A 23800-nucleotide genomic window follows, 5' to 3' on the forward strand; every position below is an offset into this window, starting at 1 on the left:
CAGGAACGGGACTTAACGCCCTCTCAGTGTTCCGCGTCGAGAGTATTCGGCGGTATCGAGTATTGCTCGCGGGCGTGTGCCATGAGCTGGTGGGCATGGTCGAGATCGATCACGCGTTGCTCGATCTCCCCGAGCTTGCTCCGGATCAACGCCTGCCTGCGCGGCCGGTCCTGCTGGAACTCGCCGATCTCGGTCAAAGTCAGGCCGGCCTGCTGAAACTTGTGCAACAGCGTGATCCGCTGCGCGGCCTCGGGCGGATAGTGTCGCTGTCCGCCCTGACGCTCGGGGCGCGGGTGAAGCTTCCCCTTGATCGTGGACACCTGGAGACTGGGACCTGAAGTTCCAGAGGAAGTAGTGCCAGGTGGGAAGTACGAACAACCGGACCAAGCGGTACACAGAGGAGTTCAAGCGGGACGCCATCGCGCTCGTCGGCTCCACCGGCCGTACGGTCACCGAGGTCGCCCGGGATCTCGGGGTCAGCCCGGAATCCCTACGCAGCTGGTACCGCCAGGCCAAGGCGGACCGTGGCGAGGGCCGGCCCGGCGAGCTGACCAGTGCCGAGCGTGAGGAGCTCAAGCGACTGCGCAGGCAGAACGCCGAGCAGGCCAAGACGATCGAGGTGCTGCGAAAAGCCGCGGTCTTCGTGCGTCCTGAACGGAAAGGGGCTGCCGGTGTAGGTCGGTAGCAACTGGATGATGCTGCACAGATGATGAGGGTTTTGGCCCCTCGGAGTCGCCCCTGCGGAGGGAGACTCCAAACCGCCTCCTGCCGCGTTGGCTGAAGACCGTCGTGGTGAGCGTCGGAGGAAAAGGCGTCCTTGAAAGGGCGTCAGGTGGGGATCGGGAAGGCGAGCGAGAGCGAACCACTGCTGATGCGTCGAAATGCTTGGGCGACATCGAAACCGGGGCTTGAAGGCTCCCCGGGATGAGTCTGGCGGGTGTCCGCTTCCTGGCCAGGTGGTGTCCGGCGTGAAGGTGGCGCGAGCCCGATCTGCGGGGTCTGTGCGGAACAGGAGAAGGCGTACGTCCATGTCGGGCGTGCGCCGGCGGACCGGCTCGTAGTAGTGGTGAAGTCCCTGTAATGGGGGCGGAGCGAAGGGGCCGGGTCGTTCGTGACTTGTTCATTCGATCAACCGGAAGTGCTCCGGGAGGAATTGGCGTGGATGAGTTGAAAGCACCGGTCAAGCCGTTCGGTATACCGAAGCTGCTGGTGATGGAGGCTTGGGAGAAGGTCAGGGCGTACAAGGGCGCGCCGGGCGTGGACGCGGTGGCTATCGAGGAGTTCGAGGAGGATCTGCGGGGAAACCTGTACAAGATCTGGAACCGGATGTCCTCGGGCTGCTACTTCCCGCCGCCGGTGCGCATGGTGGAGATCCCGAAGCCGCAGGGCGGCATCAGGGTCCTCGGAGTGCCGACTGTGGGCGACCGTGTCGCGCAGACGGTGGTGGCGATGGTGCTGGAGAAGAGGGTCGAGCCGATCTTCCATCCGGACTCCTACGGCTACCGCCCAGGGCGGGGAGCGACCGACGCGGTGGGCACGTGCCGGGAGCGGTGCTGGAAGTACGACTGGGTGGTCGATCTCGACATCAAGGCGTTCTTCGACTCGGTGCCGTGGGACTTGATGCTCAAGGCGGTGGGCTCGGTCTGTGAGCTCCCCTGGGTCCTGTTGTATGTCAAGCGGTGGCTTGCTGCCCCGCTGCAACATGCGGACGGTGTGCTGATCGAGCGCGCCAAGGGCACCCCGCAGGGATCAGCGGTATCTCCCGTCCTGGCGAACCTGTTCATGCACTACGCGTTCGACATGTGGTTGAACCGGGCCTTCCCGGACGTCCGCTTCGAACGGTATGCCGACGACGCGGTCATCCACTGCCGCAGTCTCGCCGAGGCGAGAGCGGTGCTGGCCGCGCTGGATGCGCGCATGGATTCGGTCGGCCTTCAACTACACCCCTACAAGACGCAGATCGTCTACTGCCGGGACGCGAACCGCAAGAGTTCTTTCGAGCACACGAGGTTCACGTTCCTGGGCTACGACTTCCGCGAGCGCACCGTGGACGGGCGGAAAGGACTGTTCCGGAGTTTCTCTCCGGCGGTCTCGGACAAGGCCCTGAAGCGGATGGGCGAGGTGGTGCGTTCCTGGCGCCTGCACCGGTGGGTGCAGGGCGAGGCCCGAGACCTCGCGGACTGGATCAATCCGGTCGTGCGGGGATGGATGCAGTACTACGGGGCCTACAACAGGTCGGCCCTCTATCCCCTCCTGAAACGGATCAACGCCTACGTGGTCCGGTGGCTGCGCGGGAAGTACCGGAGGCTGCGGCGAAGCTGGTCGGCGACCTTCCGTGCGTGGTGGTCCGGGGTTGATCGACACCCCCGGCTTCTCGCGCACTGGGTCTGGGTGACCGAGCCCGCCCGGGTCTGGTGACCAGGACGACAAGAGCCGTATGACCGGAGACGGTCACGTACGGATCTGTGGGAGCCCGGGGGCGAAATCCCCCCGGGCCACCCGACTTCGCGAAGGAGAGCGACCGGTGAACGAGATATTCGCGTTCATCGAGGCGGAGAAGACCACCCACAACATCGCTTGGCTGTGTCGGCTGCTGAACGTGGCCCGCTCCTCCTTCTATGCCTGGCGGGCCGCTGCGAAGGACCGTGCTGCACGTCGGGCTGGCGATGAGGCCCTGGCCCACGAGATCACCGTCATCCACCTTGCGTCCCGCCACACCTACGGCGTCCCGCGTATTCACGCCGAACTGCGGCGCCTGGGACGGCGCGTGAACCGCAAGCGCATTGCCCGTCTGATGCGCGAACGTGGCATCCAGGGCGCCCACCGGCGCCGCCGGCGTTCGCTGACCCGGCCGGACAAGAAGGCCAGGCCGGCCCCGGATCTGATCGGCCGCGACTTTCACGCGGAGCGGCCGGGCACGAAACTGGTCGGGGACATCACTTTCCTCCCCACGGCCGAGGGCTGGCTCTACCTCGCGTGCTGGCTGGACCTGGCCACCCGCGAGGTCGTCGGCTACGCGATGGCCGACCACCACCGTGCTTCCCTGGTCGTCGACGCGCTGCGGATGGCTCACTGCCGCGGCGACCTGCAGCCCGGATGTGTTGCGCATTCGGATCGCGGCAGCGAATACACGTCAGACCAATTCCGGCGAGAGATACGGGAGTTGGGCCTGCAGCAGAGCTGCGGCCGCACCGGATCATGCTTCGACAACGCCGCCGCGGAAAGCTTCTGGGCTCTGCTCAAAGAAGAGATCGGCACCCGCACCTGGCCCGACCGGGCCACCGCGCGCGCCGACGTCTTCGCCTTCGTCGAGACCTTCTACAACCGCCGCCGATTGCGCAAACACAAGGTCCTCGGCTACCTCACCCCGACCGAGACCCGGCAGCACCAACAACAAGCCCTCGCGGCATAACAAGATCGTGTCCAGGATCACGGGGAAACTTCAACTACGCCATCACCCCCACCGCCTTGCACTTCACCCAGGCGCAGGAGGTCCTCGCCTTCGTACGGACTGGCTCCGCCACCCCGCCCCGGCGGTCGGACATCTCCACGGTGCTGTCCGACCCGTCACTGACCGGCATGAGCCGCGAGGACCTGCAGAAACTGACCGATCGGCTGCTGGTGAGGTATACGGCCCTGCGGGAACGGCGCCGTTACCAGCGGCGCGGCGGGCCGCGTCAGCCCGGGACGAACGGAGGCGCCTTCCACCAGAAGATCCTCCACGCGGAACGCATCCTGATCGCAGTCCTCCACCAGCGCACCGTATGCACCCGACAGGTACTCGCCGACCTCTTCGACGTCACCCCGCAGACCATCGGCACCATCTTCCGTGACCTCCGCCCCCTCCTGGAAGAAGACGGCCACCTCCCGACACCGGCCACGCCCTTCCGCACCGCAGCGGACCTCCTCGCCTCCGTCGCACCACCCGAAAACGCTCCGCAGAAGGCCGAATCACCACATTGATTCTTTACAAGCCCTCGGCGCCGCCCAGCGGTTCCTGTCCGCGTTCAGCGGCATCTCACCCCACTTCCGACCCCACCGCCACCTGATGACCGCCGCCACTACCGCGCCGAGATGACCACCCGCTTCGCCATCTGGGACCAGATCACCGGCGTCGCCGGCCTGCCTGCCGCGGCCTGAGCACGGAGCCGGAAGAACCCGGCCCACCACACCCGGACACGCCGTCAGGCACTCCCACACTCAACAACGTGACAGCACCGTCGTCACAGGTGGCGAGCAGTCGATGTACAGGTCGAATCCCATGCCCCTTCCTCCCTGGTATCGGGGATGTACGAGAGGCCTTCCCTCGCGCGTCCTGAACTCGCCCCGGTCAGACGGCCCCCACGGGTCCCGACGGCTCCCGTGAACTCGGCGAGCCGTTTTGCGCACGTACGGCGACTCGCACCACGCCCAGGATCCGTTCGAGGGGGAAATAGCCGAACGCCCGTGAGTCGAAGCTCGCCGACTGGTTGTCGCCCAGCAGTACGGCCATGCCGTTCGGTACCCAGTCCTCGGCCACGTCGGCGAGTGCCGGGACGCTCCGGCGCGGGACGGGGTCCCCGGGCAGGGCCACGACACGCTTGATCATCCACCGCCGCTGGGACACGAGGGACGGGGCCGCCTTCGTCGCGAGCGCCCGCTGTCTCCAGCCGCTGGTGCCGAACGGGGACTCGACGACTACCACCCTGCCGACCTTGAGCCGCGTGCCCCGGATGGCCAGCACCTGGTCACGGTCCTGGTAGGCCGGTTCCATGCTGACTCCGTTCACGGTGACGGCCACCAGACGGCGGGTGAGCGCGGCTGTGATGACCGCGGCGTGGTCAGCGATCATCGTCCGGCCGCCGCTTCCACCGGGTCGGCCGGGCCGACGGTGCCCGGGCCATGCTCGTCGTCCGTGTACCCGTCGGCCTGGAGGGCGAACAGGCGTGCGTACTCGCCCCCAGACCCGAGCAGTTCGCGGTGGCTTCCTTCCTCCTTTACCTGCCCGTCGCCGAGTACGGCGATCCGGTGCGCGTCGCGCACGGCGCTGAGCCGGTGTGAGATCAACAAGCTGGTGCGGTCTGCCCGGTGGCGGCGGATCGAGAGGTGGATCTCGTGCTCCGCCTCGGCGTCCAGTCCTGCGGAGGGTTCGTCGAGGATCATCAGGTCGCGTCCTTCGCGGATGAAGGCCCGGGCCAGTGCCAGGCGCTGGTGCTGGCCGCCCGAAAGCAGCGTTCCTGGCCGGTGTTCCTCTGCGGGAGCGTCGTGGTGGAAGGTGCGCGAGAGCATCGTGTCGTACCCCTGGGGCAGTTGGACGAGCTTCTCGTGCATGCCCGCCTTGGCCGCCGCGGCCTCGATCCGGTCGCGTTCCTCCAGCAGCCGCAGGTCACCGAGTCCGATGTTCTCGGCAGCGGTCATGTCGTAGTGCTGGAAGTCCTGGAAGAGCGTGCTCATCCGTGCGCGCAGCTCCACCGGATCGGCGTCGCGCAGGTCGACTCCGTCCCACAGCACGGCGCCGTGCGTGGGATCGTAGAAGCGGCACAGCAGCTTGACGAACGTGGACTTGCCGGCACCGTTCAGGCCGACCAGGGCCAGGGAACCACCGTGCGGGATGAACAGGTTCAGGCCACGCAGCACCCAGTCATGGTCCGGGGCGTAGCGGAACCAGACGTCGCGCAGTTCGATTCCGTGTCGCAGGGGTGTCAGCGGCACCGGCTCAGCGGCCACGGGAAGGTCGGGTTCGGCCTCGACGACCTCCAGGTAGTGGTCGAACATGAGCAGCGCGCGCTGGGACGCCGCGAGCTGGATCAACAGGCTGCCGAGCGAGCCCTGCACACCATCGACCGCCGCCACGAACATCGTGACCCCGCCGACCGTGAGGTCGCCGGTGTGGGCTGCGAACACCGCCCACACCAGACCGGCTCCGGAGACGAGGCAGGACAGCACTTCCAGGACGCTCTGCACTTTGGTCTGGCGTGCGTCCACGGACTGGGTGACGGCGTTGGCCGCCCGCCGCTCGGCTAGCACCCGCGACCGCAGGAAGTCACCGATCGCGAAGAGCCGGATCTCCTTCGCCGCGGTGGGTGCGGCGATCAACCGGGCGTAGAAGTCCTCCCTGCGCTCGATCCTGCCCACTTCGAGCACGGCACGGGCCTGGTGCCGGGACAGGGCGAGCTGGGCCACGAGCGACGGCACGCCCGCCGCGAGAACGACGAGCGCCATCACCGGGTTGAGCGCCACCAGGGACACCATAAACCCCGTGACGGTCAGCAGGGAGCGGCCCGCGGACAGCGCCGCGTCCGCGAGCTGGCCCGCGACCGTCCTGCCCACGTCCTGGGCCACTCGCAGGCGGTCCAGGAAGGCCGGATCCTCCAGCCGTCCCAGGCCTGGGTGGCGGCCCACCGCAGTGAAGAGCCGGTCCTGGGCTAGCAGCCCCACCTCACGGTCCACCACCCCCCGCAGATAGCGGGCGGCCAGCGGGCCGATGCCCACGATGATGGCCGCCAGCACGTAACCGAGTGCGGGGATGAGTAGCGTCCGCAGATCCGCGTCGTGCGTCAGTCCGTCGATCAGGAGCTTCGTCATCCACGCGATCAGCACCGGTACCAGGCCGGACGTGAGGGTGAGCGTCGCGTAACCGGCCGAGGCCCAGGGCGCCGCAGTGGCACACAGGACGACGGCGGCGGTGACGCGCCGGCGCGCGGAGCGTGTATGCCCGGTCCCGGTCCCGATCTCCGAGGAAGCCGGTACGCGTCGGCGGAGCGATCTCACCGGGCCGGCGCTGGTACGTCGAGGGCGATGTTGTCGGCGGTGACGATGGGGCGGCCGTGCTCGGGGCTGGGCGAGACGACCAGCACGGCAGGGAATCCCTGGAGGTCGAAGGCCTTGCTCATCTCCCCCTTCTCGGTGCTGGACTCGCGTACCACCCGGGCCACCGGACGCAGCCGCTCCAGCATGTCGGCGGCCTCCTCCGGCTCGCCCACGACGACGGCGAGAACCTTGTCCCGGCCGCCGGGGAACGAAGGGGCGAAGCCGACGAATTTCGGCAGCTTCTCCTGGCACGGGCGGCAGCTCGGCGAGAAGAAGGCGACGAGAGTGTCGCCGTGCCGCAGACTCGCATCGTCCACCGGCTCGGCGTCCAGGGTGAGGGTGATGAACTCGCCGATCTCGTCGCCCATGCCGACCGAGACGGGCGGGCTAGAGCTGCCGTCGCGGTTGAGGATCTCGGCTTGGTCCCGCAGGCGCTTGATGATGCCGAGGCTCAGCACGAGGTTGAGGATGCACAATGCCCCGACGAAGACGAGGGCGGCGATCATGAGGGGCACGGTGTTTCTCCTGTCGGATGGTGGTGGGCATGGTGGCGGGCGACGCGGCGGTGCCCGTACCTGGCAAAAAGAGCTCCACAAGTTCGTCGAGCACGGTGACGAGTGCGCCGCACACGAGCCCGACCACGACTGTCAGGGTGACTGCGCCGGTGGTACCGCCGGAGCCCGGACCGACCAGGGCCGCGACACCGGCCGGGACGGCCAGTGCCAGGTTGCGTACCGCCTGCCAGGCGCTGACGGGTGTCGCAGAAGCCCCGAAGCAGCGGCAGGCCATGGCCTGACCCCGCCGTACGGCGAACGCGATACCGACAGCGAAGGCGAGCAGCAGACCCGCCGCGAGCCAGGCGCCGTACCGGAACGCCCCCGGCAGTGGCGCGATCAGCAGCCCGCATACGGCGAACTCCAGGGCCACCACAGCGGGAGCCAGCAGCCTGCGCGCCCCGGGCACGGGGGCCAGTGCCTCGACCGCCGCGGCGAAGTCGGCGAAGGACTGGCGGCCACGGACCTTGCTCACCGCGGATACCAGGAAGACCAGACCGATCAGACACCTGATCCAGGTCGAGAGATAAGGCTCCACGATCCTCCAGAGCTGCTAGGTCGAGTGGGCTGGCGCATCCGGCCTGCGCAGGGGGCCTTCGCCCCGCCCGGACGCTGTGGAGCAGGGCCCGGCGCCGACGCCCCGGGCCCCACGAGCACGGTCAGCAGTAGCAGTTCAGGTAACCGCCGTCGGTGCCACAGCACGGAGCGTTGTAGCGGCACCAGGTGTTCACGTTCGGGTAACGGTTGGCCACGTTGCACTGCCAGCACGCGTTCCAGCAGCCCTGCGGCCCGACCTGCGCCGAAGCGGAAATCTTGGGCACAAATCGCTCGAGCAGGGCCTGCCCTGCGGATTCCAGCATGCGAAGCATGTCACTCTCCTCCCTAGGTCAATCGGCCCGACGTTCGTCGGATGAGCGACCTTGGCATTCGGTCGGTCGGCCGGTATTGAAGAAAATCGACATTGGATTTTTTCGACATGCACGGCAGGTACGGGACGCAACGCTGCAGCAGATTTCCTTCCATCCGGGGGCGAGTGGGACCGCTACGCGGGATTCAGCCTTCTTGCAGAATGCTGGTAATGCGACTGGCCATCCGGTCGACATTCCCTCCCCCACTCTGATATTCGGCGAGAAAACGTAGCGGCGGGCGTCCGGTCAGCGCGGTGAACTCCCTTGTCAGATGCGCCTGATCGCAGAACCCGCAGCTGGACACGGCCTCACCGGGACTGCGACCGGCCGTGAGCAGCGCCGCCGCGTGCTGCAAACGCAGCACGCGGGCCAGCCGTTTGGGAGTCAGCCCGAGTTGTTCTGCGAACCCGCGCTCGAGCTGGCGCTGACTCCAGACGAGACTTTCGGCCAAATCGGTGATCTTCAGGCGGCCGTGGGAACGTTCCAGCCGCTGCCAGGCCTCGACCACCCGAGCGGCCGCACGGGGGCCGTCCTCGCGGCAGCGCAGCAGGAACTGGTCGACCACGGCGAATCGGGAGGACCACCCCGAGGCCCGTGCGAGCTGCTCCGCCAAGTGATCGACCTGGGCACCGAGCAGCTCGGAGAGCTCCACCCCGGGCTCGGGCAGGTCCCCGAGGGCCACACCAAACAGCTCGAAAGCTGCCCACGGCGCGAGCATCACCTCGACGCCACGGATCCCTCCATGGTGCTCGCCCAGCGCTGGGCGCGTAGTGGGCGGGCTCAGCAGGGATACGACCGTGCGGGTCCGATGCGCCGCACCCACCGGTGAGATCCGCAGGGCTTCGCCGAAGCCGAGGACCAGGGTCGCCAGCCCGCACGGGATCCCCAGACGTCTGCGGACCGGCCCTGGCGCGAACCGGAATCCCCGGTAGCAGAGCACCCCCGGCCCCAGCGACGCATGCGGCTGCCCCATGGCCAGCTCCCACTGCTCCTCGAAGCATCGCAGCCTCCGCCCTGCCGGGACGTGCCTGGTCAGCAGGGAGTCGGGCACCTGAGCACCCACCGTCGGCATCGACACTGCGCGGCGGCCTGGGGGTATGTGTCCTCGCCGTCGCCCCGCAGCGCCCGCACGAGTTCGTCGGACACAGTAGTGATCACGGCAGTCGAGGCGGCGAGGGGTAAATGGGGTAATGCACGCATGGCAACTCTCCGGTGGGCGTAGGGGATGGTGTGATGCACGAGCGGAGTCGAGTGCCGGCGGTCCGGTCCTTGCACGCGTCCGCTCGCCCTCGACCGAGGCATAACGGCGGGCGATTTTCGGTCAGGTGCCGAATTCGTACGCCTCAAGAACAAGCGGGCAGTGCTTTGTTGTGCGGGAAGGCCCGGGTGAAGTGGGCCAGCCGGTCACCCAGTACGCGACGCCCGGCCTGGCCGTAGGGAGGGATGGGAAATCGGCTCAAATTCCCGTGCCAGGGAATCCGTGGCGGTCACCCATAGCCGTGCGCACTTCATGCGGTCATGCCGGGATTCCGTGTGCGTTTCTCGTGGCCGGACGGCATCGCTCGATTCAGCCATGTTCCCTCCCCGTTACGGAGACCGCTCCGCGGGGCCAAGAATCACACAGCGCCTTTCGCCACCGCCAGACCACGTAATGCCATTGGCTTGGTCTGTTCGCTCGGGCCGCCGTCGGCTTGAGCCCGACGGGTTTCACTGGTCGGGTAGCCCGAGGGAGTCTCACCCCCGGGCTCAGGGCGGCGTCGTTCAGTGAGTCTGTCCGGTTTGATCACGTGATGCTTAGGGGGGCCAGGGGCCTGTTGGCGTCGCGAGCGTGGTGCCGGAGGCCGGCGGTACTGCTGATGTGTCCGCTCAGGCTGAGAGATCCTACGGCCAGGTTGCACAGTCAATGCCAAGGTGGAACGCCGGTCCCGTGGGATGTGACAGACGGACCATGAGACAGTCACGGCACAGCTCACCGATTGTCACCGAGAAGAAGGACCCATGGAAACGTTGCCCGTTGTCACTGGCCACGATGAGTTCGATGCCTTGGTCGTCAGGACCGACTACCGCGACGACCAAGCGTGGCAGGACGTGGTAGCGGCACTGATGGAGCCCTGGGGAGACAGGCAGTACGAGGCGCGCGTCCACTTCATCAACGATCCGGCCTGTGCGGAGGCGACCGTCGACGAGGTGCTGACTGCGGTCAGCGGTGATGAGAACCTGTCCGTTGTTTTCCTTGTCGACCGGGTAAGCATGCAGGCCGAACACCACCCGTTGCTGGCGGTCACCACGCTGACGCGGGAGGACTGCGTCGACGATGATGACTACGAGCAACTGACCGATTTCGGCGGCGAGTTCCGCACGATGCCCGCAGGGGTCCACGAGGTCTACGCGAACCTGAGTATCGGCAACCTGGGCTTCGAGGAGTTCGCAGCATGGGCCCAGGATGATCCCGAAGGGATCTTCCGGCCCTTCTGAACGGAGCGAGAGTCACAACTGCGTCGTTCAGGCAGTGCATCTGGGTTCAGGAGCCGAGGCAGGAGCGCGGGTGGTCGCCGGTGGCTGACGCAGAGGCAGGCACGGCTTCCGGTGATCATGAGGTGTCGAGTCCCTGATCACCATGACGGAAGACCGTGCCTGCCCGCTCATCCTCGCTCATCCCGGGCCCTCTGGGCCAACTCACCGATGCCGCACCGACCGCCCTCGATGACCTTCCCAGCCTGGTGACCTGCCTGGCCCGGGTGCCCGATCCCCGCCGAGACCAGGGCCGACGCCATCCGCTCGCCTTCGTCTTGTCCCTGGCCGCGTGCGCGGTCCTGGCCGGAGCGAAGTCCATGGCTGCAATCGCGGAGTGGGCAGCCGACGCCCCGCCGCACGTCCTGGCCCGGCTCGGCGGCCCGTGCCGGGAGCCGGACCGTGGCCCCGTCGCCCCGGCCGAGGCCACTGTGCGTCGTATTCTCCAGCGCATCGACGGCAACGCGCTGGACAGGGCCGTCGGTAGTTGGCTCGCCGGGCGCGAACGCGCCGCCGCCGGCAAGGAGGAGGACACACGCGGCCGGCCCATGCCCTCCCTCGCGGTGGACGGCAAGACCGTGCGCGGTGCCCGCCGCACCGACAGCACCCAGGTCCACCTACTCGCCGCGATGACGGGGACCGGCCTGGTCACCGCCCAGCGCGAGGTGGACGGCAAGACCAACGAGATCACCGTCTTCCAGCCCCTGCTCGCCCCGCTCGACCTGCACGGCACAGTGGTCACCTTCGACACCCTCCACTCGCAGACCGCCCACGCACGCTTCCTCGTCGAGGACAAGCACGCCCACTACATTGCGTTGATCAAGGGCAACCAGCCCACCCTGCACCGGTGGCTGAAGACCCTGCCATGGCGGGAAGTGCCACTCCTGGACAAGACCCGGGCCACCGCACACGGTCGCGACGAGATCCGCCGGATCAAGGCTGCCGCCGTCGCCGGGATCGCGTTCCCACACGCGGCGCAGGCCGTCCAGATCGTGCGCCGCCGACGAATCGTCACCACGGGCAAGATCACACTGGAACGCGTCTACGGGGTGACCGACCTGACCGCGGAGCAGGCCGACGCAACCGAGATCGCCCGCCGCGTCCGCGACCACTGGGGCATCGAGAACAAGATCCACCACGTCAGGGACACCACGTACGCCGAGGACGCCTCCCGCGTACGCACCGGCACCGCTCCACGCGCCATGGCATCCCTGCGCAACCTGGCCATCGGTGCTCTCCGACTCGCCGGCCAGGCGAACATTGCCGCTGGACTCCGCCACCACACCCGCGACGCCAACCGTCCACTGATCACCCTCGGCATCACGTGATCAACTGGGACGCATCACCTGAACGACGCGGCCCTGGGGCCCGGGGGCGTCATGGCTGATCCTCTGGGGCCCATGGCGTGTCCGGTTTACCAGTAGCAGCGGGTGGGGCCTGGTTCCTGGGGGCGGGCAGCCGCGCGTTTCTCGTCCGCGATCCGCTGCTGGTCTCGCCGCAGAGCGTCCGCTCGGGCCTCGGGGGTGACGGCTGGACCGAGGGTGATCGCCTCGGTGCCGGTCACCGGGGCCAGCGAGTACCGCAAGGGCGCTTTGCTGGACCGCGTGGGCAGGTGGAGACGGGCCACACCGGCCGGGAGCTCGGCACGCAGCGATCCGTGCCAGCGGATCCATAGCGCGGGGCGCCCGCGGAGTGCTTCGTCTCGGAGCTTGTCCACGGCGGTGCTCTCGTCCGCGCGGTCGATCTCCACGGCGACCGGCGGGCCGTCTTTGCGGATCACGCGCAGGTCGAGGTAGGCAGACCAGGACGGCGACCAGTAGGCGATGCAGCCGCCGTTCTTCAGGCGGGGCGGGTCGATGTAGCGCATCTGCGCCTCTGCTCTGCACCTCCACCCCGACGCTCCCACCCACTGCACCACCGCCCGGGTGATGGACTGGGTCGCTTCCTTGCCGGTCAGGCCGGTGAGGGAGAAGCCGGTCTCGGACAGGTACGTGCGTAAGGAAACGGCGAGAATCTCGGACTCGCCGGCCGACGTCGGTTCATGGGTCATCCGGTGATTCTCCGCTCGCCCACTGACAACGGCCGGAGAGTGACGGTGATCACCGTCAGAGCATGTGACCGGACCGTCTAGCGGTGATTCGCTCCAGCCTGGTGGCCTCGGCAAGGGCATGTCAGTGGCGCGTCCTATGGTGCGTGCTCATGACACGTCGCACCCGTTTCCTGGTCAACGAGCACCCGGCCATCGCCGCCCAGTGGCATCCGGAGCTGAACGCCGACCTGGACCTGGCGCAGATCGGTCCCGGCTCTCACAAGGCTGTGTTCTGGCGGTGCGACGACGGGCACGTCTGGCAGGCCCAGGTCCATTCCCGCGTCGCCGGGACCGGCTGCCCGCAGTGCGCCGGGTACGTGCCCCGTGGCCGGACCACGCTCAGCGAGCACTCGCCCGACTTGGTAGCAGAGTGGCACCCGCGCAACGATGCTTCACCGGACCAGTTCGGGCCCGGCTCACAGCGCAAGGTCTGGTGGCGCTGTCCGGTCGGGCACGAGTACCAAGCGCGAATATCCAACCGCAGCCGCGGCACCGGCTGCCCGGCCTGCGCGAGGGCCGGCCGCGATGCACCGGCCAGGCGTCTGGCCGACATGCCCGAGCTGTTCGCACAGGTGGACCCCGACACCGCACCGGCCGATGTAGCGGAACTGCTGGTCAACTCCCGCGTACGGCTGGGATGGCGCTGTTCCCGGGGCCACCGCTGGGAGGCGAAGGTGAGCCACCGGGCCGTCGCCGGGTCGGGCTGCCCGGCCTGCGCCCGGAGGAAGCGTGCTCCCGCTCTTGCCGAGGCGCGGCCGGATCTGGCGGCGCAGTGGCACCCCGCGCGCAACGACGGGCTGACGGCCGAAGCTGTCACCGCCGGTTCGCATCGCCTGGTCTGGTGGAAGTGCAGCGTGTGCGCCGGCGAGTTCCGGGCCAAGGTGTTCCACCGCGTCCGTGGCGTGGCCGCGTGCCCCTTCTGCTCCGGCCGGGTGCGCTACCAGGCGCTGTCGAGCGAGAGCCCCGGGCTCGCGGCGCTGTGGCACCCGTCCCTGAACGGCGCCCTCACCCCGGCGGAGGTGACCGCGGGGGCCAACGTGCCGGTCCGGTGGCTGTGCCCCGCCGGACACGAATCTTGGTCCGCCCAGGTGGTGCACGTGTTCATGGGCAGGCAGGGCTGCCCACGCTGCCGGAAGCGGACCAGTGTCTCCCGGCAGGAGACGGAACTGTTCGCCGAACTGCAGCTTGTTCTCACAGGCGGAGAGCAGCAGTACCCGTTGCAGACGCCGCATGGCCGCTACCGGCTCGACATGCTCTTCCCCACGGACCACGACCATGCCGTGGTGGTGGAGTTCGACGGCTCGTACTGGCACCGCGACGCTGAGGAACGCGATCGGCTCAAGGCGGAGGCCGTAGAACACCACCGGCCCGGCTGGATGGTGGTGCGGGTGCGTGAGGAACCGCTGGCACCGACCCGGCATCGCGACGTGGTCGTGCCGTACCTGGCTGACCCGTTCACGGCCGCCAGCATCGTTGTCGAGCACCTGATGCCGCTGATGTCGTGGCCCGACGACACCCGTCAGCGTGCGCGCGCCTATCTCAAGGGCGGGCGCCGTCTGGGAGCTGCACTGGCCCAGCGTCTGATCAACGAGCGACAGCCCGCTGCTTCACCGGCCGATGACCGGCCCGCGCCCCAACCTCTCACGGAAACACGCTCGTAGAGGCGCCGGGCGAACGTCCCAGGAGCGCACGGAAGAAGTCGGCAACCAGAGGGTGAGCCCGCGTGCGGTCGCGTAGTTCGTCGTGGCCGAACCGGATCACCTCGTATCCGCGGAATTTCAGATCGCGGTCGCCGGCCATGGTGGCTGCGTACTTTGCGCTGTCGGGCTTGGATCCTCCGTTGCGGGTGTAATGCTGCATGCCGTCGACCTCCAGAACGACTCGCCGGTTTCCGGGCAACAGCATGAGAAAGTCCATGCGGAGGTTCTGCTGGGCCCGTTCACCGCGCTCTCGGATGGTCTTTGGGTCGCAGTGCACCCATATCTCCGGGAGGAGAGCGGGCACCTCGTGCAGCTGGCTCTTGTAGATGTGGTGGTAGAGCCAGAACAGGTTTTTCTGCCCCTCGGACTGGCGGGGCAGGAAAGACTCCATTCGGCTGTAGAGGGCCAGGGCCGCCTCTTCTGCGTCATCGGCGTCGCGGGTCTCCTGCCACCAGGACAGCAAGTCGCTCCAGAGCAGGCCGTCCTTCCCACCGGACGGTCATAGACCAGGATCTTGTCCTCTTGTTCCGCGATCTCGATGTCGTTGTCGAGAGCGCTGGTGAAGCGGATGTCCGGCTTGCCCAGAGTGGCGAAGATGAGGTTGCGCGGTCGACGGGCGGTGCCGCGCCCAAGCGGGAGTAGATGGAACTGTGGGTAGCCGTCCACCTCGCCGTCCTGGCGCAGTTGCGCGCCCACGGGCTGGAGATGATGGTTGACGAATTCGGCGAAACGACGCTGTGCCTGCTCGTCGGGAAGGACCGTTGGGGAGGTGAGGCCCTCCAGGAAGCGTCCGAAGCGAGGGGGCGGGGCTTCGAATGCTTTGAGCTGCTCGAAGAGATGCTCGGTCGACCAGTCGCCTGGGAACCGGATCACGTGTCGCTGGATGTCATCGCTCAGGGTGCCAAGGTGTGGCCCCCATATGTTGAACTCGTCTTCACCCAGGTCCCACAGCTGTCCCAGCAGGGCAAGGAATCGGTCCGGGTAGGCGAGATGGTCGGTGAGATCGAATTCCTTGGCCAGCTCGCGGCGCGTGCGGCCTGGAATCTCCACGTGGTCGCGCCCGAGCCACACGGCGTCCTGCAGGTCTCTCGTCTCGATGGACGGAAGTATCGCTGCGTCGAGAATGGCCTGAGCAACATGTGGCAGCTGCTCATCTGGGGAGTTGTGCAAGCTCGCGGTCAAACGCTCGTGTTTGGTCGTGCCGTCGTTGGGGGGCGGCGAGGGAAGGCCGAGGCGCTCGCACAGTTCCGGTAGATCCTGATGGCGGTATCGCTGGTAGAGCGTAATAAGCACGCCGTCGACCAAGCTCCGCAACCGCCGAAAGTCCGTCTGCTCAGCCATCTCATGATGATGAGCCAGGCCGTGCCGTGCAGTCCAGGTCGATCTAGCCGTTGACTGCGGGCGGAGCGCCGCCCTCAGGCCGTTGGAAGGCCGGCGCTCCGGAGGGATCTCATGGGGAATGAGCGCATCTTTGTGGCTATGCACGGCCGTCCAGGTTCACGTCGGGCCCAGATCATGGGTTGGGGCCGCCGTGAACCTGGTGCACGAGGTCAGCGGGGAGTAACGCTGAACCGCTGCGCGATGCCTTCTCCTAGAAGGCCGTGGGCTTGGTACTGCTTCGCCACTGCCTCAGGATCGCTCCAGGCCCCTGCATCCGCGAGCGCCACCATCGCTTTGCGTACTGCATCAGCCAGCTGAGTCATGGTGCCGCTGGTGATGATGCGCGTTCCGGGAGGTGCCGCGGCGTTGTACTCGAGGGTGTTGACGCGGTGCAGGAGCACGGGAGTGGCGCTGCAGGTCTGGTCGTAGGTGTCCTGGAACCAGCTCATGGAGTGTGCCAGTTGGGCGACGTCGCTTCGCCAGATCTTGTCGGTGCTGGCACCTGATTTGGCTTCAAGCACCAGGTACTTGAGTCCGCCGGTGGCCCACAGGACGTCCGGGCCGCTGCCCGTGGCGCGCTCGGGCCGCTGTGCTTCGAATCCGAGGTGATAGCCCAGACGTTCCAGGGCTCGTTCGAAGACTGGAACCTGCTTCTGGTCCGGTCGGTAGACGAGTTCGTCGAGCAGGACGTCGACGCCTACGAGGAAGTCGTTGCGGTCGGCGTAGGTGTTGGCCAGGTAGCCGGCGGCAAGGACCGCCTGCGTGTCGGTTGGTTTGATCTTGGTGGGGTTGACGCCAGCGATGGGCCGGAGGATCGCGGGGTTGTAGGTGAGCGCCTTGACCAGGGTCTGCTGGGCCTTGGGCTCGTCGATGAAGTGCTGGTAGGCGGCGAGCTGTTCTTGAAGGAATCCCCGCTCGGTCTCACCGGTCGCTGCGGCCACGGCTTCGCTCATGTGCCGGACGGCTTGCGCGTACTGGCCGAGCGATGCCTGGTCGAATGCGCGGCGGGCAGGGGCTGCACCCGCGGAGACAGTGCTTTGGGGGTAGGTGACTTCGGCAAGGGCTCCGCGGGCGGCGGTCACCCAGTTCGGGTCGCGGCCCAGAACCTGTGCGATCACGCTTTCGATCTGCTCCAGCGGCTGGTCAGCCAGCTGGGCGGCCACCTGGCGGGAGAAGTCGATCTGTGCTCGGGTAGCGGGGCTGAACCGGGAGCGGTATCGGGGTGCGGCGATGAGCTGGGACAGGTGCGGTCCCAGCAGCAGGACGACGCAGTGGTCGTTGGCTGAGCGAACCCCCCGGCCCATGCCCTGCTCAAGGCGTTGCAACTGACGGTTGACCATCTCGTCGGAGTCGCCGAGCGCGATCGCCTCACGGCGGGTCAGGCCGCCGTATGCCTGGGGAAGTCCGTCCATGACCAGGACTTCGCAGGCTTTGCGGGGCAGGTCGATCCCGTCGTACTGGTTCACCAAGACCACGAGACCGACGTGGCCCTGGCGGAGCTTGGCAACCGCGGCCCCGATCTCGTCGGACTTTGATGCGGTGATCTGTGCGTGCTGCGCCCATGCGCCGGCTTTGTGGTGAGAGGGGACCAGGACGACGACGTTGACCCGCTCAGCGAGCTTGGCGGCCATGTCACGTACAGCAGATTCCTTGATCGAAGCGCTGATGTCCTGGGGCGCAAGGATCAGGCGGTCACCGAGATACCCGGCGCTTGCCGGGGTGATAGGGCTCCCCACAGTTTCGGGATCGGCCGCGAAGTCGGTGACCAGCACGCTGTCGTCGGCCAGTGTGGCGGTCAGATGCACGCGCCGGCGTGCACGAGCGAAGCTGGCAATCTTGCTGATCGGCGGGTACGGAGGCTGGATCTCGAGCTTGTCAGCAGTGAAGACGGCACGGCAGATCGGGAGGACGTCCTTGACCAGCGGCCACGACCACTGGAGATCCTCGTCGTCGCGCAGCTTGTTCAGAGCCGCAGTGACATCGGTATTGCGGCGGGTCCAGGCCCAGAACGGCACCGGGGCTACAGCTGAGGAGTCCTGAGTGGTCAGGCCCTGGTAGGCGATCTCCGACTGCTGGCGCAGGTCGTCAGCGAACAGGTCAAGCAGTTCGGTGAACGCCTTCTCGTGCCGGTCGCGGGAGAGCGTCAGGGTGAATTTCTCCTTCACCGTGGCGAGCGCCGCGTGCGCGTCATCGATGACGATCGTGCCGACGTCGACGACGGGTCGTCCGTCGCCTTGAAGGCCGAAGACGCTCTTGCCGTTGACGAACCGGTGAAGGCTGAGTACGCAGATGGCCTCGCCACTGGTGAAGCGTGTGGAGCGCGGGTCGTCGGTCACGTTAATGCCGAGTTCGCCGGCCTGCTCCATCGCCTGCGAGGCCAAATAGGGGTCGGGGGCCAGATACAGCACCGGGCCCTCACCCTCGTTGAGGCTCGACTGGCAGATCAGCAGACCCACCACCGTCTTGCCTCCGCCGGTGTTGAGCTTGACGACCAGGTCCTTCTGCGAGCGCCGGTCGTACCACGTCTGCAGGACTTGCCCCTGCGGATCGCGCAGGAACTCGTAACGTGCGGCGCGGTCGGGCAGCGCGTCGAACAGGACCCGAGGGTCAGTGGGCGTCGGAGCGGGCCCCGAGCCGAAAGTGGAAAAGTCGATACCCATGGAAGTCCCCCCTGGAACTTGTCGCGGGCTCCGTTGCGCCGCGACATCCGACGTTAGCGGACAGACCATCGCACTTTCACCCGACTTGACCTCTGTACATAACCTGCTCTAGGCACCGCCTCATCGGATCGCTTCCCAAGCCGGAAGACCGGCTCCCTCTGTTCCATGGGAACTCAGTTGCTGAGGTGGCAGGAGCACCGTGGACCGATACGGCCCGGCTGTTGTGCGCAGGGTTGTTGTCAGTGCAGCGCAGGGTTCTGTCAGTGATACAGCGAGGCCAAGGGGGCGGTACTGAGAAGTAGAGCTACGCCTGCGGTGGAGCGATTCCCCCTCGGTTGCGCTCGTACCGCTGAAGGTAGTCCTCAAACAGCGGCACTACGGCGACGCTGCGGCCCACAAGCTCGTACCAGGACAGTCCTTGTGTATTGCAGAGGTGGCACAGGTAGCCGCGGACGCACTTCCCGCATGAGGGTCCACGCGAAGGGCAGCAAGCGCCGTCGTGGTCGATGTGGAAGGAACTGCCCCCTTCTTGCCACTGCCGTCGACAGATGTCACAGCGATGGTCGCGGGACTCTCGAAAATCCCGAACTGCTTCCATCGACGAGAACTTGAACCGCTTCATGAGGATGTAGTCCGGGTTACAGGCCACGCAGTAGGTTGCCCGGCCGCTGAGCTGGGCAGACGAACGATTGAACTCTGTCAGGGGCTTGATGTTCTTGCAGGCGGGACAGCGTTTCAAACCGGCTTCCAGCAGCGAGTAGGCCTCATCCTGGCTTATCCGCAGGGTGAACAAGGGCACCAGTTCGCCACCCCGCTGGTCCTGCTGGTAGTGGGCGTTGCACAGACCCTTGCCGATGGTAGGTAGACCGCATGGATCGTTGGACTCATCGGGCCCGGGTCCGGTGCAGAACTCCGGCATGGTCCGCCGCCGCTGCCGGATGGGACGCAGCTCCTTGCCAGCCGCGCGTTGCTGGTTGTGGGCGTCGCACAGCTTGTTGGACCGTCTCGGCCGTTCACAGGGCGGGTACGGGGAGGTTCCCGGCTGGAATGCCGTGCATTTCTTGCCGTCCAGGACAGGAGCGGGCGGCTGAGAGGTCTGGATGTCCGTCACGGCCGGGAGAGTATAGGCCTGGTCTGACACCGCCTCATGACCGCTGCTCAAGCCCCCTGTACCGGCGCTTCCGAGGGTCCCACCATTGAGCTTGGCGTGCCGGGCTCGCGGCCGGTGGCGATGGCTTCGTCGTACGCGGCGAAGGTGCGGTAGAGGGTGGAGCGGCCGACGCCGAGGTGTCGGGCGATCGAGGTGACGGACTCTTCGGCCTCGCGGCGCCGGAGCGCGATGGGCGAGCATGTCGCCGTCGACGGCTGGCGGGCGGCCGTCGTGGTTGCCGTTCGCCGCGGCGGTGTCCAGGCCGATGAGGGGCCGCTCGTGGATGAACTCCCGCTCTACTTCCGCCATCGCCGCGAACATCACGAAGAGGACCTTGCCCGCGCCCTGCGGGTCGTACATCCCGGCGAGCGGGCCGCCGAGGATCTCCAGGCGGTGGTCGCGTTCGGCGAGGTCCTGAGCGCTGGTGATGAGCTCGATCATGTTGCGGCCGAGGCGGTCGAGCATGGTGACGGTGAGAGTGTCGGCCGGGCGGAAGTCAGCGAGGGCGGCGTTGCACTCGGGGCGGATCTTCTCCCGGGTGCCGATCTTCTCGACGTAGATGCGGACGCAGCCGGCCTTCTTCAGGAGGCGGACCTGTCCGGCGAGGTCCTGGCCCTTGCTGGAGAGGCGGGCGAGCCGATGCGGTCGCCGACCCGCGCGAGCGCGCCGCCGACGGCGAGGCCGGGTTCGGGTCCGGGCTCCCATGCGCGGCCGGGGCTGCGTGTGGCGGGGATACGGATCGCGGGGCCGGACTTCAGTGGGGATCTTCGCGTACCGGCCGGTGTGGTAGTCGACGGCGACGCCGGAGTTCGCCCGGCACACCGACCCGGGTGGCGACCCGCACCGCAGGCACGGTTCGCGCTCGACGAGCTCGGCGCGGGCGATCTCGTCCAGGTCGCCGTTCACGTGTTCCCCTCTCGTCCGGCCGCACTGCGCGGTCGTCCCGAATACCCGTCCTGCTTCTTCGCGGCGCCCGCCGGTTTCGGGACGCCTTTCGGGACGGCTTTCGCGCTCCGCCCGCCGCGGCGGGCGGCCGTCCCGGAAACGACCCTTTCCGGGAGCAGGATCACAGAGCACTCGAAGGAGGAGGAACCCCCTGGCCACAGGGGCAGAGACTCAGCGAGGCTCAGAAGAACTCACGGGATGTCGCACACCCAGTCGCGTACGGGCGAACGTCCCCAGTTGTGAATACCTGGCCCCATTCATCTGGGGCTGGCACTTGTTCCCTCACACGAGTTGCCGCTGCCGCCTGGGCGGTGCTGGGCGGGGAGGGCACGGGCGTTGCTTGGCTGTTCGGCGAGCTGCTGGCGGAGGTGTCGGTTCTCGGTCATGGCTTGATGGAGTGCCCCGACGAGGAGCTTCAACACGCTGATTCAACAGGGAAGGAGCCGTAGCCCAGGGGTGCCCACACCCGGGCGGCATGCGCGGCCCGGACCCGGGCGGCGAGCACCACGACGGAGCGCCGGACATCGTCCATCGCCTCCCGCAGCCCGGCCGTCACCTCCCGGACGCGGGCCGCACTGATCAGCGACCAGGCCCGTTCAGTAACGTCGTCCTGGTCGTGCTCGCCCGTGCCTCCATCATCCTCCGCATCGACGGACCGAACGTGGCCGCATCCCGGAAAGCACCGGGGCGGCTGGCAGGTGCTCGGAGCGATGTACAGGGCGGTGTATTAGCGATCAGCAGCAAACCGACCACTACACCCTGCAAAAACGACAGTGAGCCCTTTCCAGCCTGACGGTGCTGGCCGCGTGTTGGACAGATCGGTGGAACGACGAAGCTCCTGGTAGACGGGTTCTCGACCAAGATCGCCCGCAGCCACCAGGAGCTTCGCGTGCTTGTCTACCCGTCGTCGATCGACCTGTCCAGTCGCACCCTGCGGTACCTGACCGGACAACTCGCTGCCCGGCGAGGGGAGATCGGGACCCGATGGCGTCGGCTGACCGCCAACCGTCAGGCTCTCCTCGCCCTGGCCCATCTGCGATGCGGTGACACCTACGCCCAGCTCGCCGCCGGGTTCGGTATCGGCGTCGCAACCGTGTACCGCTACATAGCGAAGCGGTCGATGTGCTGGCCGCCCTCGCACCCACCCTGGCCGAGGCGATGGACATCGCCCGAACCAAGACGTTCGTGATCCTGGACGGCACCCTGCTGTCGATCGACCGGATCGCCGCCGACACCCCGTACTGTTGAGTCGGCACGGAGCGCGGTGCCGGTGTTGCCACCGGCCCGTTTCTCCGTGCCGCTCGCCGAACCCGGCGTGCGGCTCTCACCGCACCGGGCTCTCCACGGTCTCTGCCGTTCAAGCGTGTTTGAGAACCCAGGGGTTGGGGATCGTGTTGCCCCGGTAGCGATAGCGGGTGACCGCGATCGAGACCATGGAGAACAGTTCGATCCCGTCCGCCGAGAGCCTGTGCCACCGGCCATTGCGGTCGGTGAAGCGTCGGCGGACGTCCTTCCACCTCCAGCGATGCAGCACCATCCACCAGCTGGTCACCCGTCGCCATACGAAGTGGTCCAGGGCTTTCAGCGTGGTCTTGCATACCGCGTGCTTGAAGTAGTTGACCCAGCCGCGCAGAATCGAGTTGATCCTCTTCAGTACGGTCCCCGGGTCCTGCTGCGACGTTCTGTTCGTCAGGGCACGGATCTTGTCCTTCAGCTGCCGGATGGGCCTCGCGGCGATGAAGGTGTAGACGTACCACTTGTTCGAGCCTCGCTTACGGCGCCACTGGATGTGGAACCCCAGGAAGTCGAACCCTTCCGACATGTCCACGATCTGGGTCTTGGCTGGTGACAGCCTCAGCCCGAGAGGGTGCAGTACGTCGGCGATGTCCTCGCGCAGGCGGGCGACATCGTCGCGGCTGCCGTCGACCAGGACGACGAAGTCGTCCGCGTAGCGGACGATGCGCCAGTTCGGGCGGCCGTGGTGACGATGGTGTGCCCGCCTGCCCCTGGTGGACATCCTTCCGCCCGGCTCCCACGGCTCCATCACGTGCTCGTCGAGCACGGACAGGGCGATGTTCGCCAGCAGCGGGGAGAGGATGCCGCCCTGCGGGGTGCCGGTGAAGGTCTCCTCGCGGTCGCCGCCCTCAGTGAGGACGCCGGCCTTGAGAAACGCCTTGACCAGCCGCAGCACGCGCTTGTCCTTGACCCGCGCTCGCACCCGGTCCAACAGGGCCGCGTGGTCGATGGAGTCGAAGCACGCCTCGATGTCCGCGTCCAGCACCCAGCGATAGCCGTTGGTGCCGTAGCGGTGTATCTCGGCGATCGCGTCGTGTGCGCGCCGCATGGGCCGGAAACCGTAGGAGACCGGCAGGAAGTCGGCCTCGAAGATCGGCTCCAGCACCAGCTTGAGGGCCGCCTGGACCACCCGGTCGGAGACGGTCGGGATGCCGAGCTTGCGCACCTTCCCGCTCCCGCCGGGCTTGGGGATCTTACGTTCGCGTACCGGCAGCGGGCGGAATTCACCCGTTTTCAGTACGCGTTGCAGGTCCTCCAGGTAGCCCGGGAGACCGAGGTCCCGCTCGACGTTGACGACCGTGAGGCCGTCGACGCCCGGGGTTCGGGCTCCCTTGTTGCCCGCGACCCGTTCGAACGCCACGAGCAGCGTCGCCGGGTCGCATACGAGGTTGAACAGATCGTCGAACCTGCGGCCGTGGTCGGCCGCCGCCCAACGGTGAAGCTTGGTCTGCATCCCCGATACCCGCTGGCGAGACCCCACCGGGGCCTCGGGAGCACCACTGTTCAGCGGTGCGTCTTTCGGCATTGCAGCCTCCTTCCCTTCTCGAAACCGCTGCCGCCCTTCCCCATGTGCCGGGCTCTCCCCGACTCGGAGTACTACGGCGGCTCCGCCCCGTCCCGGCCCGATCGACCGACGATGGACCCAGCCCTCCGCCCGAGCTGGACGCGCGGCAGGAAGGCGGAACCGGGACGGTTCCCGTGTTCGCTCGTTGTTCGATCGTCGGAGTAGGAGCCCGGCTATGCCCCCGCGGCCTCGCCACGGCTACCCCGCAGCACTTCACCGTGGCCTCCCCGCGCGACCGAAATAGACCGCCCGGG

Annotated in this window: 19 protein-coding genes and 3 pseudogenes; 9 read left to right on the forward strand and 13 right to left on the reverse strand. The window is 67.4% G+C overall.

All coding sequences use genetic code 11. The features are described from left to right. Nucleotides 1-23: 23 nt before the first annotated feature. Nucleotides 24-320, reverse strand: coding sequence for a MerR family transcriptional regulator (locus OG842_RS43625; protein ID WP_266738444.1), 297 nt, complete (start codon nucleotides 318-320; stop codon nucleotides 24-26). 41 nt (nucleotides 321-361) lie between these two features. Here OG842_RS43625 and OG842_RS43630 point away from each other — a divergent pair, with 41 nt between their 5' ends. The 5 genes and pseudogenes from OG842_RS43630 to OG842_RS43650 form a co-directional block, all read left to right on the forward strand. Further along, entirely contained in the window at nucleotides 362-685 is a 324-nt protein-coding gene (locus tag OG842_RS43630; RefSeq protein WP_266738443.1) for a transposase, read from the forward strand. Between the two features lie 473 nt (nucleotides 686-1158). After that, nucleotides 1159-2418 (forward strand): group II intron reverse transcriptase/maturase, encoded by a 1260-nt coding sequence (gene ltrA, locus OG842_RS43635; protein ID WP_328512775.1) that lies wholly within the window; start codon nucleotides 1159-1161, stop codon nucleotides 2416-2418. Between the two features lie 106 nt (nucleotides 2419-2524). After that, nucleotides 2525-3412 carry an IS3 family transposase gene (locus OG842_RS43640; RefSeq protein WP_266738441.1) on the forward strand — a complete coding sequence of 296 codons (888 nt, stop codon included), beginning with the start codon at nucleotides 2525-2527 and terminating at the stop codon, nucleotides 3410-3412. Between the two features lie 56 nt (nucleotides 3413-3468). Then, on the forward strand, nucleotides 3469-3963 hold the full coding sequence (locus OG842_RS43645; RefSeq protein ID WP_266738503.1) for a hypothetical protein: 495 nt from the start codon (nucleotides 3469-3471) through the stop codon (nucleotides 3961-3963). Between the two features lie 16 nt (nucleotides 3964-3979). Then, nucleotides 3980-4140, forward strand: a pseudogene (locus OG842_RS43650) (IS6 family transposase); the annotation flags it as partial. Between the two features lie 190 nt (nucleotides 4141-4330). Here the strand turns inward: OG842_RS43650 and OG842_RS43655 are convergent. The 6 genes from OG842_RS43655 to OG842_RS43675 all read right to left on the reverse strand — a co-directional run bounded on the left by OG842_RS43655 (nucleotide 4331) and on the right by OG842_RS43675 (nucleotide 9224). Continuing rightward, nucleotides 4331-4831 carry a S26 family signal peptidase gene (locus OG842_RS43655; RefSeq protein WP_266738440.1) on the reverse strand — a complete coding sequence of 167 codons (501 nt, stop codon included), beginning with the start codon at nucleotides 4829-4831 and terminating at the stop codon, nucleotides 4331-4333. Further along, nucleotides 4828-6750 carry an ABC transporter ATP-binding protein gene (locus OG842_RS43660; RefSeq protein WP_266738439.1) on the reverse strand — a complete coding sequence of 641 codons (1923 nt, stop codon included), beginning with the start codon at nucleotides 6748-6750 and terminating at the stop codon, nucleotides 4828-4830. Before OG842_RS43660 ends, OG842_RS43655 begins: the two co-directional genes overlap by 4 nt. Then, nucleotides 6747-7247 carry a TlpA disulfide reductase family protein gene (locus OG842_RS43665; protein ID WP_353962621.1) on the reverse strand — a complete coding sequence of 167 codons (501 nt, stop codon included), beginning with the start codon at nucleotides 7245-7247 and terminating at the stop codon, nucleotides 6747-6749. The genes OG842_RS43660 and OG842_RS43665 overlap by 4 nt, the downstream gene beginning before the upstream one ends. Beyond that, nucleotides 7177-7881: a MauE/DoxX family redox-associated membrane protein gene (locus tag OG842_RS45560; RefSeq protein WP_353962620.1), complete on the reverse strand. Its 705-nt coding sequence runs from the start codon at nucleotides 7879-7881 to the stop codon at nucleotides 7177-7179. The genes OG842_RS43665 and OG842_RS45560 overlap by 71 nt, the downstream gene beginning before the upstream one ends. 121 nt (nucleotides 7882-8002) lie before the next feature. Beyond that, the gene (locus OG842_RS43670; RefSeq protein ID WP_266738437.1) at nucleotides 8003-8212 is read right to left on the reverse strand and encodes a hypothetical protein; all 210 of its coding nucleotides are present in this window, start codon (nucleotides 8210-8212) and stop codon (nucleotides 8003-8005) included. 184 nt (nucleotides 8213-8396) lie between these two features. Further along, a complete protein-coding gene (locus tag OG842_RS43675; protein ID WP_266738436.1) occupies nucleotides 8397-9224 on the reverse strand; it encodes a helix-turn-helix domain-containing protein in 828 nt (275 codons plus the stop codon). 1025 nt (nucleotides 9225-10249) lie between these two features. Between OG842_RS43675 and OG842_RS43680 the strand changes: the two genes are divergently transcribed. Both OG842_RS43680 and OG842_RS43685 read left to right on the forward strand, forming a co-directional pair. Further along, nucleotides 10250-10726, forward strand: coding sequence for a DUF6924 domain-containing protein (locus OG842_RS43680; protein WP_266738435.1), 477 nt, complete (start codon nucleotides 10250-10252; stop codon nucleotides 10724-10726). 155 nt (nucleotides 10727-10881) lie between these two features. Beyond that, a complete protein-coding gene (locus tag OG842_RS43685) occupies nucleotides 10882-12090 on the forward strand; it encodes an ISAs1 family transposase (protein ID WP_266738434.1) in 1209 nt (402 codons plus the stop codon). 86 nt (nucleotides 12091-12176) lie between these two features. On the opposite strand, the gene OG842_RS43690 is transcribed toward OG842_RS43685, so the two are convergent. Continuing rightward, nucleotides 12177-12812 (reverse strand): hypothetical protein, encoded by a 636-nt coding sequence (locus tag OG842_RS43690; RefSeq protein ID WP_266738433.1) that lies wholly within the window; start codon nucleotides 12810-12812, stop codon nucleotides 12177-12179. A 149-nt stretch (nucleotides 12813-12961) separates the two neighbouring features. Here OG842_RS43690 and OG842_RS43695 point away from each other — a divergent pair, with 149 nt between their 5' ends. Continuing rightward, nucleotides 12962-14512, forward strand: coding sequence for a zinc-ribbon domain-containing protein (locus tag OG842_RS43695; RefSeq protein ID WP_266738432.1), 1551 nt, complete (start codon nucleotides 12962-12964; stop codon nucleotides 14510-14512). On the opposite strand, the gene OG842_RS43700 is transcribed toward OG842_RS43695, so the two are convergent. The 4 genes and pseudogenes from OG842_RS43700 to OG842_RS43715 all read right to left on the reverse strand — a co-directional run bounded on the left by OG842_RS43700 (nucleotide 14493) and on the right by OG842_RS43715 (nucleotide 20446). Then, on the reverse strand, nucleotides 14493-15014 hold the full coding sequence (locus OG842_RS43700) for a hypothetical protein (RefSeq protein ID WP_266738431.1): 522 nt from the start codon (nucleotides 15012-15014) through the stop codon (nucleotides 14493-14495). The two genes, OG842_RS43695 and OG842_RS43700, sit on opposite strands and share 20 nt — an antisense overlap. Nucleotides 15015-15157: 143 nt before the next feature. After that, nucleotides 15158-15892, reverse strand: a pseudogene (locus OG842_RS45565) (hypothetical protein); the annotation flags it as partial. Nucleotides 15893-16101: 209 nt separating this feature from the next. Then, complete coding sequence (locus OG842_RS43710) at nucleotides 16102-18591, reverse strand: DEAD/DEAH box helicase (RefSeq protein WP_328512776.1); 2490 nt, start codon at nucleotides 18589-18591, stop codon at nucleotides 16102-16104. Between the two features lie 304 nt (nucleotides 18592-18895). After that, the gene (locus OG842_RS43715; RefSeq protein WP_266738427.1) at nucleotides 18896-20446 is read right to left on the reverse strand and encodes a recombinase family protein; all 1551 of its coding nucleotides are present in this window, start codon (nucleotides 20444-20446) and stop codon (nucleotides 18896-18898) included. A gap of 1129 nt (nucleotides 20447-21575) precedes the next feature. On the opposite strand from OG842_RS43715, the pseudogene OG842_RS43720 reads away from it, so the two are divergent. Continuing rightward, a pseudogene (locus OG842_RS43720) lies at nucleotides 21576-21928 on the forward strand (helix-turn-helix domain-containing protein); the annotation flags it as partial. Between the two features lie 115 nt (nucleotides 21929-22043). Here OG842_RS43720 and ltrA (OG842_RS43725) read toward each other — a convergent pair. After that, nucleotides 22044-23507 carry a group II intron reverse transcriptase/maturase gene (gene ltrA, locus OG842_RS43725; protein ID WP_266738426.1) on the reverse strand — a complete coding sequence of 488 codons (1464 nt, stop codon included), beginning with the start codon at nucleotides 23505-23507 and terminating at the stop codon, nucleotides 22044-22046. Nucleotides 23508-23800 lie beyond the last annotated feature (293 nt).

Source organism: Streptomyces sp. NBC_00376 (genome assembly GCF_036077095.1).
Taxonomy (GTDB): Bacteria; Actinomycetota; Actinomycetes; order Streptomycetales; family Streptomycetaceae; genus Streptomyces.